7 protein-coding genes are annotated in these 16,525 nt (G+C 39.9%); 6 read left to right on the top strand and 1 reads right to left on the bottom strand.

Annotation, left to right across the window (positions count from 1 at the left end; genetic code table 11):
- Positions 1 to 631 precede the first annotated feature (631 nt).
- Together H6G69_RS01640 and H6G69_RS01635 are read left to right on the top strand one after the other, a co-directional pair.
- Entirely contained in the window at positions 632 to 2,317 is a 1,686-nt protein-coding gene (locus H6G69_RS01640; protein WP_190681186.1) for a ShlB/FhaC/HecB family hemolysin secretion/activation protein, read from the top strand.
- Positions 2,318 to 2,399: 82 nt separating this feature from the next.
- A complete protein-coding gene (locus H6G69_RS01635) occupies positions 2,400 to 4,853 on the top strand; it encodes an S-layer family protein (RefSeq protein ID WP_190680882.1) in 2,454 nt (817 codons plus the stop codon).
- Between the two features lie 251 nt (positions 4,854 to 5,104).
- Here H6G69_RS01635 and H6G69_RS01630 read toward each other — a convergent pair whose 3' ends face one another.
- Entirely contained in the window at positions 5,105 to 8,368 is a 3,264-nt protein-coding gene (locus tag H6G69_RS01630; protein ID WP_190680880.1) for an EAL domain-containing protein, read from the bottom strand.
- A 384-nt stretch (positions 8,369 to 8,752) separates the two neighbouring features.
- Here H6G69_RS01630 and H6G69_RS01625 point away from each other — a divergent pair, with 384 nt between their 5' ends.
- The 4 genes from H6G69_RS01625 (at position 8,753) to H6G69_RS01610 (ending at position 16,508) form a co-directional block, all read left to right on the top strand.
- Positions 8,753 to 11,233: an S-layer family protein gene (locus H6G69_RS01625; protein WP_190680877.1), complete on the top strand. Its 2,481-nt coding sequence runs from the start codon at positions 8,753 to 8,755 to the stop codon at positions 11,231 to 11,233.
- A 39-nt stretch (positions 11,234 to 11,272) separates the two neighbouring features.
- Complete coding sequence (locus H6G69_RS01620) at positions 11,273 to 13,714, top strand: hypothetical protein (protein ID WP_190680875.1); 2,442 nt, start codon at positions 11,273 to 11,275, stop codon at positions 13,712 to 13,714.
- A gap of 156 nt (positions 13,715 to 13,870) precedes the next feature.
- On the top strand, positions 13,871 to 14,005 hold the full coding sequence (locus H6G69_RS34310; RefSeq protein WP_190680873.1) for an S-layer family protein: 135 nt from the start codon (positions 13,871 to 13,873) through the stop codon (positions 14,003 to 14,005).
- Positions 14,006 to 14,129: 124 nt separating this feature from the next.
- Positions 14,130 to 16,508 carry a filamentous hemagglutinin N-terminal domain-containing protein gene (locus tag H6G69_RS01610; protein WP_190680871.1) on the top strand — a complete coding sequence of 793 codons (2,379 nt, stop codon included), beginning with the start codon at positions 14,130 to 14,132 and terminating at the stop codon, positions 16,506 to 16,508.
- Positions 16,509 to 16,525 lie beyond the last annotated feature (17 nt).

Here is a 16,525-nt window from a genome sequence, read left to right as displayed (position 1 = left end):
GGTCTTTAATTAATAGAAGAAAAAGACCCTCTACTAATTGATTATGATTTCTAAATTATTCTATAAAAAGATTTACCAAGTATGATTGCTAACATTGATTTGCCAACAATCTAAGCTATACTCTACTGCTGAATGGGAGTTTCAAGGTCTATCGGTTTCCCAGAGGTGTTTTTAGTATAGCTCTCAATTTTTAACACATCTGCTAAAAATTAAAACAATATAATTACTACTTTGAATAAAAACCAGTATTTATTCTGGTGATGCTAGTAAAAAAAACAGCCAATATATAATTGACTCAAATATTGGGACTCATCTATGCAAAAAATTAACTATTAGCTACGAGAAGTAAAGCTAATGATTTATAAACTCTCTAGAACAGCAGAGTTAACTGAGAAAAATTTACAGAATTTATCAGAAACACATAACAGACTCGAAATCTAAAAAATACGAAAAATCTGCCTTTTACTCATAGTTCAAGTAATGGGAAATATCACTGTGTCATAAGTATGTAAATTTACGGAGAAAAATCTTGGTGCAACAAGTTTTTATTGGCGACTCTTTCATTAACGCAGCATTTTTCCAAACAGCATCCAAAAGTTCTTTAAACCGTCAACTATTCACATTCGGCTTGATGGTTTTGGCAGTATTTTACAACCATCCAGCGATCGCCCAAACAGTTAATCCTGAGACTTTACCACCTGGACGGATAGAAGAAGTTCCAGTCAATCCTTTACCTGCGGATGCCTTACAGCAACCATCAGAGCAGCAGCCATTACTTCCACCAGTACAATTGCCTAATGAGCCAACACCACAAGAAGACGATCCTGAGACTAAATTCAAGGTTGAACGCATTGAAGTGCTTGGCAGTACAGTCTTTCAAGCAAAGGATTTTGCTGCCATCACAGCCCCTTTTGTAGGGCGGGAAGTCTCCTTTGCAGAGTTATTACAAGTCAAAGATGCTATCGGCAAACTCTATACAGATAAAGGCTATGTAACTACTGGTGCTGTGATTTTACCGCAGACAGTAGAGGCGGGAGTTATCAAAATTCAGGTAGTTGAAGGCAGCTTACAAGAAATTCAAGTTGTGGGCAATCGGCGATTAAGTAGTTCTTATATTCGAGATCGTATTCAACTCGGTGCAGAAAAACCCTTGAATGTACCTCGTTTATTAGAAAAGCTGCAACTACTACGACTCGATCCGCGCATTAAAAACCTCTCTGCTGAATTACAAACAGGTACAACTCCCGGAACTAATATCTTACGCGTCGAAGTTCAAGAAGCTAACACTTTCTCGGCGACAGTCAGCTTAGATAATGGCCGTTCGCCTAGTGTTGGCAGTTTTCGCCGTGGCATAGATGTGCAGGAAACCAACTTACTGGGCTTGGGAGATACTTTGAGTGTCGGCTATACCAATACAAATGGTAGCAATACAATAGCTGCAAGTTATACATTACCCGTTAATGCCCACAATGGGACTGTATCTTTGAGTTTTAACCAAGGCTGGAATAATGTGATTGAAGAGCCTTTCAGTGTTCTTGATATTCAGTCAAATAGCACTTCTTACGAACTGGGATTTCGACAACCATTAATTCAAAAGCCAACCCAAGAACTAGCAATTGGGTTATCATTTTCACGCCAAGAAAGTCAAACAAAATTAGGTTTGGATAATATTGGTGGTTTTCCTTTGTCGCCTGGTGCAGATGAAAATGGCAACACCAAAATTTCGGCCTTGCGCTTTACCCAAGAGTATACCCAACGTAGTAACACCCAAGTTTTTGCAGCGCGATCGCAATTTAGTCTTGGAGTAGATTGGTTTGATGCTAATGTCAGCAACAATGCCCCAGATAGTCGCTTTTTTGCTTGGCGAGGACAAGCACAGTGGGTGAGACAGTTCGCGCCAGAAACTCTACTTTTAGTTAGGGGTGATTTACAATTAGCCGCAGATTCGTTAGTGCCTTTAGAGCAATTTGGTCTTGGTGGGCAATTAAGCGTACGTGGCTATCGTCAAGATACATTACTTACAGATAATGGCCTATTGTTTTCCTCTGAATTCCGCTTTCCCATTTTCCGTGCCTCCAAAATAGGTGGAGTATTGCAACTCACGCCTTTTATTGATGTCGGCCAAGGTTGGAATACAAAAAGTAGCGATCCGGCAACTAGTACATTAGTAGGTACGGGTTTCGGTTTGTTGTGGAAACAAGGTAATAACTTTTCGGCTCGTTTAGATTGGGGTATTCCATTAATCTCAGTTGATGGCAACAAAGGATCGCTCCAAGAAAACGGTTTATATTTTTCCATGCAGTATTCACTATTTTGAGAGAAGTGACTACTTATTCCTCAACCGAGGAATCCTAAATTTCGGCAATTGGCAATTGTAGGTATCTAGGGCCAACTCAATCATGAAAACAAGAATAATCGGAAGTGGAATAGTGTTAGTTGTGACACTTCTATGGAGCAGTGCGACAAATGCCCAAGTAACAACTGATGGCACACTTAATACCACAATCTCCCCAACCAGTACAAATAGCTTCAGTATCACCAATGGTACTCAACAAGGAAGCAATCTCTTTCATAGCTTCCGTCAATTTTCTGTTTCCAACGGTACTACTGTCTTATTCAATAACGACCCTACGACTGTGCAGAACATCTTCGTGCGGATTACTGGTGGTAACGTGTCTAATATTGATGGAATCATTAGTGCCAACGGTAGTGCTAACTTATTTCTGCTCAATCCTGCCGGGATTTTATTTGGGGCTAATGCTAAATTGGGCATTGGTGGTTCATTTGTAGCAACAACCGCCGATAGCATAGTATTTACAGATGGTTGGAAGTTTAGCGCGATCGATACCAAATCACCAGCTTTATTAACTATGACTGTCCCCGTGGGGTTGCAGCTAGGTAGTAATCCAGGGGCAATTACTGTTCAAGGAGTTGGACACGAGGCCAATTTCAGTTCATCGTCTTCAATATCTGGACTCAACATTGGTACTAGAGGATTACAAGTACAATCTGGCAAAACCTTAGCATTAGTAGGGGGGAATACTGTTTTGGATGGTGGTTTACTCTCTGCACCTGGAGGAACCATAGAATTAGCTAGCATCAGTAATGCCAACGTGAGTCTCAGTTCCACTTCTTCAGGATTTACTCTGAGTTATCCCAATACTGGAAGTTTTGGTGATATTACCCTAACTCAAAAAGCGTTAGCATCCACACGCGATCTCAGCCGTGGAAATGGCGGTTCTGTCCATATTCAAGGCAAGCAAGTAAGTATCCGTGATGGCTCTTTGGTATTAGTCCAAAATCGGAGTAACCAAGCTGCTGGGGATATTGTTGTTAATGCTACAGAAGCATTAAATATTATCGGTAAATCTCCTAATTTTGCGAGTTCTAGCAGTTTAGTTAATGACACCGTATCTTCTGCTTCGGCAGGGCATATCATCGTCAATACCCCAAAGTTAAATATTGATCAAGGTGGTTACATCTTAAACCGCACATTTAGTGCAGCTTCTGGAGGTAACATTGTCATCAATAGCGATGCAACAGATGTGAATGGTTATGCATTGGGCGATCCGCTTGCTTTTCGGGCTGTTAGCCAGATATTAGCCGCTTCTTTTGGTACAGGAAAGGGCGGAAATATTTCTATTTCCACACAAGATTTATCTGTTGCAGCCGGAGCCAACATAGCAGCTAGACCTTATTCTTCCGGTAAGGGCGGCGATTTGAATATCAAGGCAGATACAATTCAGATCATAGGTGCAGGAACACCAAAAGGTAGTTATTTTACTTTAGTTTCAGCAGCCACATTCGGGACTGGGGATGCTGGTAATTTGAACATTGACACCCGTAAATTATCTGTTCAAGGCGGTGCTAGAGTATCGGCTTCTAGCATAGTTTTAGGAAATGCAGGTTCACTGACAATCAATGCAACAGAATCAATTGATGTGAGTGGAGTAAAACCAGAAGAAACTCCTAGTTATATTGGGACTGCTGTTTTGCCTGTTGGTGCTTTTAGTACAATTTCCCGTGCTAATGCCGGGAATACTACTATTAACGCTCCTATTGTTAACGTCTTTGATGGTGCAACAATTTTTGTCCAAAACACTGGTTCTGGAACAGCTGGCAATTTGCAAATTAATGCTCATACCCTCACACTAAAAAATGGCGGAAATCTGTTAGCCAATACAAAAACAGGTGAAGGAGGTAACATTAACCTGCAACTGCAAAATTTATTACTCATGCGTGATGCTGGTTTGATTAGTGCAGAAGCAGGTGGTATTGGCAATGGTGGCAATATTAGTATTTATGCACCAGTGATAGTTGGACTAGAAAATAGTGACATTATTGCCAATGCCCTACAAGGAAAGGGGGGTAATATTGCGATTACAACTCAAGGCATTATTGGTTCAGAATTCCGCAATACCTTAACTCCTAGAGAAAACTTGACAAATGATATTACAGCCAGTTCTGCATTTAATCTGAATGGCACAGTAGAAATTAATAATATTGGTGTTGATCCCAATTCAGGTTTAGTTGAATTGCCTGCAAATATTGTTGATCCATCTCAACAAATTTCTAGTGGTTGTGCGGCTAATACTAGTAGTAGTTTTGTGGCTATCGGAAGAGGTGGTGTACCGCAAAATCCGACCCAGGAAATTAAAAGCGATCGCATTTGGTCAGATACTCGCAATCTAACTGCATTCCACACCACAAAACCAGCACAAATATTAAAATCACCTGAAATACTTGTCCAAGCTACTTCTTGGCGACGTAATACACTGGGAAAAATTGAATTAATTGCCCATCAATCTCCAACTCAGGTACAAACAGCCTTAACCTGTGCGGCTACACCTTAAAATTAATTAACCTGACAAACTCAATATTACATAAGCTACTAAAAAGGTGAACAATTTATACAGAATAAAATATAAAATAATGATTGCCCCATTTTCAAATACTCTTCGGAGTTAAGTTCTGCGTGGAGGCCACATTATCCTTGAATTCTGGCCATCTTTTCTTTTAAGTGGCACTCTACCCAAGTTGTTAGCTGCGGGTAGATTTTTAAGTCAGTGTCTTTGCTCATAAATTTACGGAGTTTTTTCCAAAATCAAATATTAGTCCCAGAGCATTTTTTGAGCAGTAGTAAATCAATTTCATCAGCAGGCAAAGGTTTAGAAAATAAATAACCTTGACCAAATTCACATCCAAGTTGTTGTAACCATTGGCTCTGCTGCGGTGTTTCAATGCCTTCAGCTAAAACAGCCAATCCCAGTTGGTCACTAAGTGTGATGATTGTCTGGACAACTTGATAATTGCGATTTCCTTGCTGCATTTGACCAATAAAGGAACGATCTATTTTTAAGGTGTCGGCAGGTAATCGATGCAGATAATTGAGTGATGAATATCCAGTGCCGAAATCATCAATGCTAATTTGAATTCCTAGTGCTTTTAATTGCTCTAAGACAAAGATAGTCTCTGTGATATTCTCAATTAAGATACTTTCGGTAATTTCTAGGGCGAGATAATGACCATCTAAACCAGTTTTAGTCAAAATATCCTGCACATCTCTAACTAAACTGGCTTTGCGGATATCTTGAACTGAGAGATTAACACTTACCTTGAGTTGCAAACCTGAAAATTTAGTTTGCCACGTTGCAAGTTGTTGACAAGCTGTTTTGAGTACCCAGCTATCTATAGGGACAATCAGACCTATTTCTTCAGCTATGGGAACAAATTCTGCGGGAGAAACGAAACCACGCTCGCTATTTTGCCAGCGCACTAATGCTTCAAAGCCAATCCAATGATTGCTATGGATATCAACAATTGGTTGATAGTAAACAATTAGTTCTTCTTGTTCCAGTGCTTTTCGGAGGTCATTCTCTAAATTCAGCCGTTTGAGAGCTTGAATGTGCATTTGAGTATCAAAAATTTTGTAGCAGTTTCTACCTTGAGCCTTGGCTTGATACATAGCAATATCAGCATCTCGAAGTAAATCTAAAGCTTGCTCATAACTTGCTGTGGCTAGAACAATACCAATACTTGCAGTGATAAATATTTCAGAGCCATTAAGTAGTAAAGGTGCTTCAAATTCTCCTATTATGCGCTTGGCAACCATCACGGCTTCTTCAGTACCTTCTACGTTTTCCAGTACAATGACAAACTCATCGCCGCCTAAGCGAGCTGCCAAATCGATGGAACGAATTTTGGATTTGAGTTTTTGTGCAATCATAGTCAGAAGTTGATCTCCTACTATGTGTCCTAAGCTGTCATTAATGATTTTGAACCGATCCATATCGACAAACAAAACCACAAAATGATAATTTTCCATCAGCTTGGCGCGGTTAATAGCTAATTCCAAGCGTTCTATCAATAATTTACGATTGGGTAAGTTAGTTAAAGGGTCATGAAGCGCGTTATACAAGATTTGTGCTTCAGCTTGTTTACGTTCAGTGATGTCCGTAATTGTGCCAACATAACCTGTAATTTTTTCTGCTAAATCAAACTCTGCAACAGCCTGCCCGAACACCCAAGTCACGATGCCATTAGGTTTTTGAAATCGATATTCCGCCTGAAAAGAACGATTTTCTTGAGTTGCACAATACCACTCAAGGACAACTTTTTCTCGATCATCGTGGTGAAGTACGGATACCCAGCCACTCCCCAAGGCGGCTTCAGGAGTTAAGCCAGCAATTTTGCACCAACGTTCATTGACATAAATACAAAGTCCTTGAGCATCAGTGCGGAAAATTCCGACTGGTGCCGCAGCTGCTAAAGAAGCATATCTTTGTTCACTTTCGCGCAAATGTGCTTCTGTCCGTTGTCGTTCTGCTAGTTCAGTTTGCAACTGTTGATAGGCAGTAGCTTGTTGAATGGCGATCGCCATTTGGGTAGAAAGTTGTTGTAACAATCTGATTTCATCTGTGTGCCATTGTCGCGGTGCTTGACTCTCAACAACATTCATTAGTCCCCAGAGTTGTTCACCGTTGACGATGGGCAGTAATATTTTTGCCCTAGTCTGTAAAGTTTCTAGTAGTTGACGATGACAACTACTCATCTGTGTTGTGTAGATATCGCAGACAACTCGAATTCTTTCTTCACGATATATATTTAGCCAATTTTCTGTAAAACAGTGATCATAAACTTGTTTGCCCAGATAAGAAACATGACCATCAGCCACTGATTCAGCCACTACAACTATGCTCCAATCAGTTTGAAACTGGCAGATGTTAACACGAGTGCAATGTAAAAGGGATCTCACTTGTGTGACTGTGGTGTCGAGAATATCTTGCAGATGCAACGAACTTCTAATTTGGTTAGCAATAGTAGCAATTAACTTTTCTCGTTCTGCTTGAATCTGAAGAATAGCTGTGCGCTCTTGTACTTGCTGCTCCAGTTCTGTATTGCGATTTTGTAACAGTAGCAACTTCTCTGCCTCTAAGTTGGATACCCGTTCACCCAAGGCTGCGACTAATTTATTTAGCTCCAGAGGATTCAAAACTTTCAAAATACTAGTCTGAGTAACAATACCTAATAACTCACTTTGTGTGCCAATTACTACTAACCGCTTGACTAGATATTGCTGCATAAGCTGTTGTACTTTCAACAGAGAATCATTGGCACTAACGGTTAATATTGGCATACTCATGACAACCTGTGCTGTCAGATGCTCAAAATCCAGTTCCAATGCTTGAAACTGTACAATGTCTCGTTCTGTAACAATACCAACTGGTATTTTGATTGTTTTATCTTGTTCTTCCTGATAGCGTTCCTCAACCAGTACGACACAACTGACTTTGTGTTTTGCCATCAATTGAGTGACAGCTAGCACAGAAACATGAGGATCTGCACAAATTACTTCCGCCGTCATTACATCTGCAACGACACGAAGACGCAGTAAATCTATGGGACGGGATAATTGTTGTAAGCTTTCATGGGTAAGTAAGCCCACGATTTGGTTATACTCATCGAGTATTGGTAAGTGGCGAATGTGATATTGCTGGAGTAAATTGACAGCAAAGAACAGCTCAGTAAAGGCAGATTGCGGTAAGGTAATGACTGGATGTGTCATCACCTCAACAATTGTGATATCTTCTAGCAAGACATTTTGAGACTTCAGGCGAACTACGTCACGTTCTGTAAAAATCCCTAATAATTGATTCCCTTGTGCAATCAATACGCAACTCGAACGCGCTTCTATGTGCAAAGTGGCAATTTCAATATCTGCAACTCTTTCCGTTGGACAAAAGGCACGAATCCCACTCATTTGGGCGATCACTGCATTCACAGATGTGTCTGGTGAAACTATCAAAGGATTGCGAACAATTGCCGAGTCCAATTCACCTTCTGTTAAAGCGGTGGAAGATATCAACATTCGTGCCAAAATATGTAAATTTGTTCAACTGTGAGATAGTCCTATCATGCCCATCACATGAGATGTCTTAACATAGTGAATTTGCTCAAATTTTACTTGAAAAACATGAAGAGCTAGTGAAGTACTTTAATTTCAAGATATTTATAACAAATAGCTATTCTTTAGCTGCAAAATTATTGGTGTCTGTGCTGTGAATATGATGGCTGGTATAAGTAACTAGCTGGCGACATAACATTCAAGGGAAAATTGAACTAATTACCAATCAATCTTTTATCCAGGTACAACAAGCCTTAACTTGTGCCGCTCTACTTATAAAGTAATTAATGTTACAAGCAATACACCTTTGGGAATAATAATTACGGAATACAAAATCCGAAATTCGTGATGAAATTAGCTTTTGCTGGGTTTGGCTTTCTCGGTGGAATCTGCATCTGGGCTTTTTGCAACAATTGTGTTCATGGACAAGTAACACCAGATAACACCCTCAATACTTCTGTGAGTGGTAGTAGTAATTACACCATCACTAATGGCACTCGTGTCGGCAACAATTTATTTCATAGCTTCAGTCAATTCTCCATACCTAATGGGGGTTATGCAACATTTGACAATGATATTACTGTAGAAAATATTTTTAGTAGAGTCAGTGGTAGTCATATTTCCACAATTGATGGTCAAATCAGTACCAAGGGTAACGCCAACTTATTTTTAATCAACCCATCTGGTATTATTTTTGGGCCAAATGCCAGCTTAAGTATTGCTGGTTCCTTTGTGGCGACAACTGCCAACAGTGTCAAATTTGCCGATGGAACTGAATTTAGTGCAATCAACCTCAATCAGTCGCCATTACTAATTATGAGTGTACCCATCGGCTTACAGATGGGGCAGAATTCTGGTAGCATCACCGTGCAGGGAATAGGAAACAAGTTAACAGATAGTACTGGTTTTGGTACTGCCAATGCCAGCACAAGTCCCATAGGATTACAAGCTGGAATCAATCAAACCTTAGCCTTGATTGCCAGTGGTGTGAACTTCTCTGGCGGTGTTACTTCCACCAATGAAAGTGGTCATTTAGAAGTGGGGAGTGTCAGTAGGGGAACAGTTGGACTAAATGCCACTTCTAGGGGTTGGGTGGGGGATTACTCTGCTGTGTCACAATATAACGATATTCATCTGGCACAAGAATCGCTGTTGAATGCCACTGGCAGCAATGGCTCAATCCTGTTGCAAGGACAAAATATTAGCTTGACTGAGGGTTCTGCTGGTTTGCTCCAAAATCTGGGAACACAATCCTCTGGAGGTATCACAGTCAATGCCAGAGGTTCCCTGAATCTGACAGGGAATACAAGCAACGGTCAATTGGGAAGCTTGCTCCAAATTAACAATTTCAGTACAGGTCAGGTAGGAGATATTACCATTTCTGCCGCCCAGTTATCTCTTCAAGATGGAGCCAGAATTGTTACTAGAACTAGGACTACAGCAGATGGTAGCAATGTTATTACAAATGTACGTGGTAAGACTGAGGTCAGTGGCTTTAACCACGATAACCCAGCTATTTATACTGCGATCATCACATTTTCATTAGCGCAGGGCAATGCAGGGAACATCACAGTATCCACTGATAATCTCCAGATTCTGGATTCTGGCGAAATTATTTCTGTAGCTGTCAACTCTGGACAAACTGGCACAATTCAAGTGAATGCCACAGATCAAGTTAAAATAGCAGGTTACAACCCGAAAGCATTTTCCGAAAGTTCGCTATCTACATTTACTCAAGGTTCTGGTAATGCTAATCGAGCAGTTATCAATACTGCTCGATTAGTAATTCAAGGGGGTGCATCTCTGGGGTCTTCTAGCGCAGCCAGTGGTTCGGCCGGTAGTGTGGAAGTAAATGCTTCTGAGTCCATCAATATTGAAGGTAGTGTAACCCAGGGTATGACTATCGGATTACCCTCTCGCATCTTTTCCAATGTGGAGATTCCAGATTTGGTCACTCAAGCTGTCTTTCAACTGCCTTCTCTTCCTACTGGTAATTCAGGTTCTTTAAAGATTAACACGCCACTGTTACGCCTCACAGATGGAGGTGCGGTAAGTGTGAAAAATGATGGAACTGGCCAAGCTGGAGATTTACAGGTTCAAGCCAAATCAATTTTTTTAGATAACCAAGGGAGTATTACTGCATCAACAACTTCTGGAAATGGCGGAGATATCAGATTGAACTTGCAAGATTATCTGCTGATGCGCCACGATAGTGTGATTTCTGCCACTGCTAAGGGACAAGGTAATGGTGGTAATTTGTCGATTAACTCACCAGTAATTGTGGGCTTGGAAAACAGCGATATCATCGCCAATGCTGTTCAAGGTCGTGGTGGCAACATTCAAATTGCTACACAAGGCATTATTGGTCTAGAATTCCGCAATACCCTAACTCCTAGAGTTGACCTGACTAACGACATTACGGCTAGTTCTCAGTTTAATATTGATGGCACTGTAGAAATTAATAATATTGGCGTTGATCCCAATTCGGGTTTAGTGCAATTACCTGTAAATATCACTGATCCTGCGCAACAAATTGCCCGTGGTTGTAATGCCAATACTGGTAGTAGTTTTGTCGCTATAGGAAGGGGTGGAGTGCCGCAAAATCCGATGCAGCAAGTTTGGAGCGATCGCACTTGGTCAGATATCCGTGACATCTCTGCATTCCACAAAATACAATCAGCACAAGCCCAAATGAAAAAATCTCCAGAAACACTTGTCCAAGCAACAGGTGTACATCGTCGGCTTGATGGTACAATTGAACTAATAGCTAATAAGTCTTCTATTCCCGTACAAACACAATTAACCTGTAAAGCTGTTCCTCAAGAGTGAACACGATATTAGTCTATCAAAGGAAGAATAGTAGAATTGATGCAAGTCAGTGATCAATCAGCAATTGCTATTGCCAAAAGTTTTAATACAACACCAGAATTATTAACAGAATTGGCAAGACATAAAGATATAAAAGTCCGTCAAGCTGTAGTCGGAAATCCTCATACTCCACCATATATTTTATTTCTCCTGGCAGAAGAGTTTCCCCAAGATTTTCTTCACAATCCTATTTTTCCTACACTAGATTTAGAAAATCCAGAATTAGTAATTCCTGGTTCCTCTCTACAGACAATTTTAGCTTGTGACAATGCACCTCAAGAATGGTTACACAGATTCGCAATTTCTGGATATCATTATCATTTATTAGGAATTGTGCAGAATCCTCAAGCCAATAAACAAGTATTACAATTAGCGGCAGAAAATCCATCTGGCGATGCGTTTATTCATGAATTGATTAAAATGCACGTAAATATTGCCGGAGAAATGGATTCAGGTTGGCAAGAATATGCAGATAATAAATTACCACAGATTATCGCAGCTAGTTTTTCTAACTTTGCAGAAGTAGGATGTTATGGGACTAACAATTCTCAGGGATACTATTATCAATTTATCTTGTGGCAATTGGGAATTACACCTGCTTGGCAACTTAATAAAACTTCAGAACATGTGCAACAGGCGATCGCTAAATTCATTGATGCGCCACCAGCATACTTACGGCAATTGTTAGATATCAAAATCAACATTACTACGCTTATTGAAGTTGCTAAAAATAAAAATACACCTATTGAATGTTTAATTGACCTGGCCCATCATCAAAGTAGAGTAATAAAGGAAGCTGCTATGCGGAATCCTAGTTTACCACGGTCAATAGTCAATGATTTTTGTCAAGAGAGATTTTTAGCTACTCATCCTCATACACAAGTAGAAAAATTGCGAGAACTGTGTAGTAGCAAATGGTCATTTATTCGATGGCGAGTTGCAAAACATCCCAATTTAGAATTAAGTGACTTAAACACATTAGCGCAATCTGCTGATTGGAGAATACGAGTAGGTGTTGCGAGTCATCCTCGTGCTGATTTAGATATACTCCAACAGCTAACTCAAGATAAGAGCGTTCGTGTTCGTCAAGCAGTGGCGTTAAATAGCCAAACACCGCCAGAATGTCTAGAGAAATTATCAGGCGATCGCAATATATTTGTCCGTGCTAATGTAGCTAAAAATCCTCATACTCCATTAGATATTTTACTGCTTCTTTACCAAACCCAAGATAGCCGTATACTGCAAAAGCTTGCCTATAATTCTGCGCTTCCACAAGAATTAAAACAGCAATTACAGTTATACTTTCCTCAGACCAAACCTCATAATATTTATCTACACTGGAGACTTTTTAGCGCACCACATAGTTATGAAGGAACTCAAATTGAAGAAATAGATCAACAAGAACAATATGCAATAGCCACAAGTGCAATGACTCCAATTACTCAATTATTAGAACTGTTGAGAATTACACCAGTTGATATTTATTGGGAAGCAGTGCATAATATTTGTCAACAAGTGGTTTGCCATCATGATATATCTTCAGAACTATTATTAGAAATTTTAGATGTTCGTAGTGTAGATGTATATGCAGCAGTAGCTTCTCATCCTCACATCTCGGATGCAGTCTGCGAGAAAATAGCTAAATTTAAAGAATACCGATTGCGCTTACTGATACTAAAAAATCCCAATATAACATCAGATTTTATCGAGAAATCTTTATACGATAAACATGTGGAAGTTCGTCAATATGCCTTAAAAATCTGCCAAGAAAAATTGGCAAATATAAGTTTTATCATTCAATACAACGAAGCTATTAATGAGGATACGCCACTGCCAAAATTAGCTGAACTAGCCAAGCATAAATCAGTACTTATCCGCGAAGCCGTGGCGAAAAATCCTCGGATAATAGAAGCGTATAGTAGTCCAAAGAGTAATAACTGCTTAGAAAGACTTGCCAAAGATAAAAATCAATTTGTACAAATAGCTGTTGCCAATAACATCAACACCCCCATTCATATACTAGAAATTTTGGCTACTAATTCTCAATATGACCATTATGAATATATCTGTTCTCCGCGTTATCATAAGCGTAAAGAACATAAAGTTTTTATAGCAGCAGTTAAAAGATTAATTCAAATTGCGCCTACAATTGCTAGTAAATATCTAGCTAATTTTATTGAACCAAAGTTTCATAACCTCGATACCATACCTTTTCGTTTGGTGCTGCTCCAACATCCCGCCGCACCGCTTGAATATTTAGCTCAAAATTTACAGAAATTACGTTCGTTTTCTTGGTATGAACGTTATGTTATTACCCAACATCCTCAAGTAACTACAGAAATTCTCCAAATTCTCGTGCAAGATGCACATCGAGTTGTACGAGCAGCCGCAAAAGCAAGATTGAATGAAAAACAAAGGATCACTGCATTCTTCCAGGGCTGAAATTAGTTGCTTTCAGAAATAGTCGTCTTTCTACTTTCTACTCCCTACTCCCACTCTAGGTTACTATCTTTGACTGCAACTTGGTATGAGGAGCAATATCTAGCGACAAGTCTAGAGCATCTATGCACTTGATCAGACATCCCTGATATCTCTGCATTGCACACAACCCGGCAATTACCAGCCCAAATACCAAAATCGCCAGAAATTCTTGTTCAGGCTACTGCTTGGCAACGTAATGCCCAAGGCAAAATTGAATTAATTGCCGATAAATCTTCTGTGAACTTCTTATAATCATTAAATTGTGCTGCTGTTAATCAAAACTGAAAAAAACTCATCATAACATTACACAGATACCCTAATAACAAAATTTACCTTGGGAAAACTAGACACTAAGTAGATAATTAGAAATAAGTTGATGAAAGTAACTTTTGCTCACTTAAGTTTAGTTGGTGCGATCTACATATCTGCTATTGGTAACAGCAGTGTTCAAGCACAAGTAATACCCGATAACACTCTCCACACTGCTGTGTCTGGCAGTAATAGTTACAACATCACAGGTGGTACTGTCATTGGCAAAAATTTATTTCATAGCTTTAGCCAATTCTCTATTCCTACAGACGGTTCTGCCACATTCAACAGTACTTCTGGCATCCAAAACATTTTTAGTCGGGTGACTGGGGGTGATGTTTCTTATATTAACGGTTCCATCAAAACCAATAGCGGTGTGAATCTATTTTTACTCAACCCGGCTGGAATTATATTTGGAGACAAAGCTTTCTTAAATGTGGGTGGTTCTTTTATCGGCACAACTGCAAATAGCATCAAATTTGCTGATGGCAATGAGTTTAGCACCAATGCAACTATCTCTCCTGTATTAACAGTGAGTGTACCCATTGGTTTGCAGATGGGGTCAAATCCGGCAGCAATCAAAGTTCAAGCATCTACAACCCCACTGCAAGTCTCTACAGGTCAAACCTTAGCATTAGTCGGGGGAGATGTTTTAATAGATGGCCGTACTCTTTCCACTCCTCAAGGAAGGATTGAAATTGGTGCTGTTGATGGCGGAACTGTCAGCCTCATTCCCAATAATTTAGGTTGGAGTCTAGGTTATCAAGATGTTCAAGATTTTCGGGATATTAATTTATCTCAGCAATCTCTACTTTCTACTGGTGGAAATGGAGAAATTCAGATTTGGGGGGCTAATGTATCCTTAAGTGGTGGCTCTCGTGTGTCAGTTCAAAACACCACCAATGTCCCAACTCCCGGTAAAATTTCGGTTCATACATCAAAATTACTCACAGTCACTGGTGATAATACTAATGGCAGTACTACTACTGCAATTAGAGCAGGAGCTATTGGTACTGGGATGGTTGCCAATATGGAAATATTTACGCAAGACTTGATTGCCAATAATGGCGGCATAATTTTGACAAATAATTCTGGTGCTTCTGTAGGCGGAGGTAATATTACAGTTAATGCCTCTGGAACGATTCAAGTAGCAGGGGTAGGTAAAATATCAACTAATCGCAGTGGCATTTCTGGTTTGACTTTTTTTACTGGTAAAGGTGGGAATGTCAATGTTTCTACAAATAAATTAGTGATTTTAGATGGTGCTGTGGTGACAACTTCCACAATCTTTAAAGGTGATGCGGGAAATGTGACAGTCAACGCGCGAGAATCTATCCACTTGTCTGGATTTGAAACTGCTTCAACTAGTTTTGCTCCTAGTTCCTTGAGTTCTTCAACTTTGGGTGTGGGTAATTCTGGTAACTTGATTGTGAATACGGCTAAATTATCGGTTCATCATGGGGCAAGAGTTGAAGCTTCTTCTTATGCTAGTGGCAATGCTGGCAATGTGATTCTCAATGCTTCCGAATCAGTGGAAGTGGCTGGTAAGCCAGCACAATCTTTCTTAATTCCGAGTTTTATCGGTTCATCAACTGTGCAGCAGGCTGGTTCATCAAGAGTTTTGACTGGCAATAGTGGAGATGTTCATATTACAACCCAGCAGTTAAAAGTTGCCGATGGTGGATTAGTGAATGTCAGAAATGATGGCACGGGTAATGCGGGAAAAGTTGGCATCAATGCTAACTTTTTGATGTTAAATACTCAGGGTGCTATTACAGCTACTACTAAAATTGGTGAAGGAGGTAATATAGCTGTTAATGCTAATACTTTATTGATGCGCTATAACAGTGCTATCAACGCTACATCAGGCAGTGTGGGTAATGGCGGTAATATTACTATCAACACACCAATTGTTTTTGCTTTAGAAAACAGTGATATTGTGGCTAATGCGGTGCAAGGTAGAGGTGGGAATATTGCCATTAAAACTCACGGAATTTTTGGTTTAAGATATAGCCCACAACTAACACCAGAAAGTGATATTACTGCCAGTTCGCAATTTGGGGTGAATGGTACAGTCGAAGTGAATAATGTTGGTGTTGACCCCAATTCTGGTTTATTTAAATTACCAACCAATGTTAATGATCCATCTCAAAAAATAGCTACAGGCTGTGCAGATAGCCTTGGTAGTAGTTTTGTCGCCACAGGACGCGGTGGAATACCAAAAAATCCCACAGAAGATATCATAAGCGATCGCCCTTGGTCAGACATCCGCAATCTGGGTGCATTTCCACAAACCCAATCAGTACAAGCTCACATACCACAATCTCCAGAAACACTTGTCCAAGCAACTTCTTGGCGACGTAACGCCCAAGGCAAAATCGAATTAATTGTTGCTAAGTCTTCGAGCAACGTGCAACCATCATTAACTTGTGCAGTAATTCCTTAAATTAAAGTTAAACTCAA

The sequence above is a fragment of the Nostoc sp. FACHB-110 genome, from assembly GCF_014697425.1.
In the GTDB taxonomy this organism is placed as follows: Bacteria; Cyanobacteriota; Cyanobacteriia; order Cyanobacteriales; family Nostocaceae; genus Nostoc_B.
Note: the sequence above shows the minus strand (reverse complement) of the source record. Positions and strands in the feature narration are given on the sequence as shown.

Coding starts and splice junctions, on each gene's coding strand:
- H6G69_RS01640 (WP_190681186.1), top strand. CDS start 632: ATGGTTTTGGCAGTATTTTACAACCATCCAGCGATCGCCCAAACAGTT.
- H6G69_RS01635 (WP_190680882.1), top strand. CDS start 2,400: ATGAAAACAAGAATAATCGGAAGTGGAATAGTGTTAGTTGTGACACTT.
- H6G69_RS01630 (WP_190680880.1), bottom strand. CDS start 8,368: ATGTTGATATCTTCCACCGCTTTAACAGAAGGTGAATTGGACTCGGCA.
- H6G69_RS01625 (WP_190680877.1), top strand. CDS start 8,753: ATGAAATTAGCTTTTGCTGGGTTTGGCTTTCTCGGTGGAATCTGCATC.
- H6G69_RS01620 (WP_190680875.1), top strand. CDS start 11,273: ATGCAAGTCAGTGATCAATCAGCAATTGCTATTGCCAAAAGTTTTAAT.
- H6G69_RS01610 (WP_190680871.1), top strand. CDS start 14,130: ATGAAAGTAACTTTTGCTCACTTAAGTTTAGTTGGTGCGATCTACATA.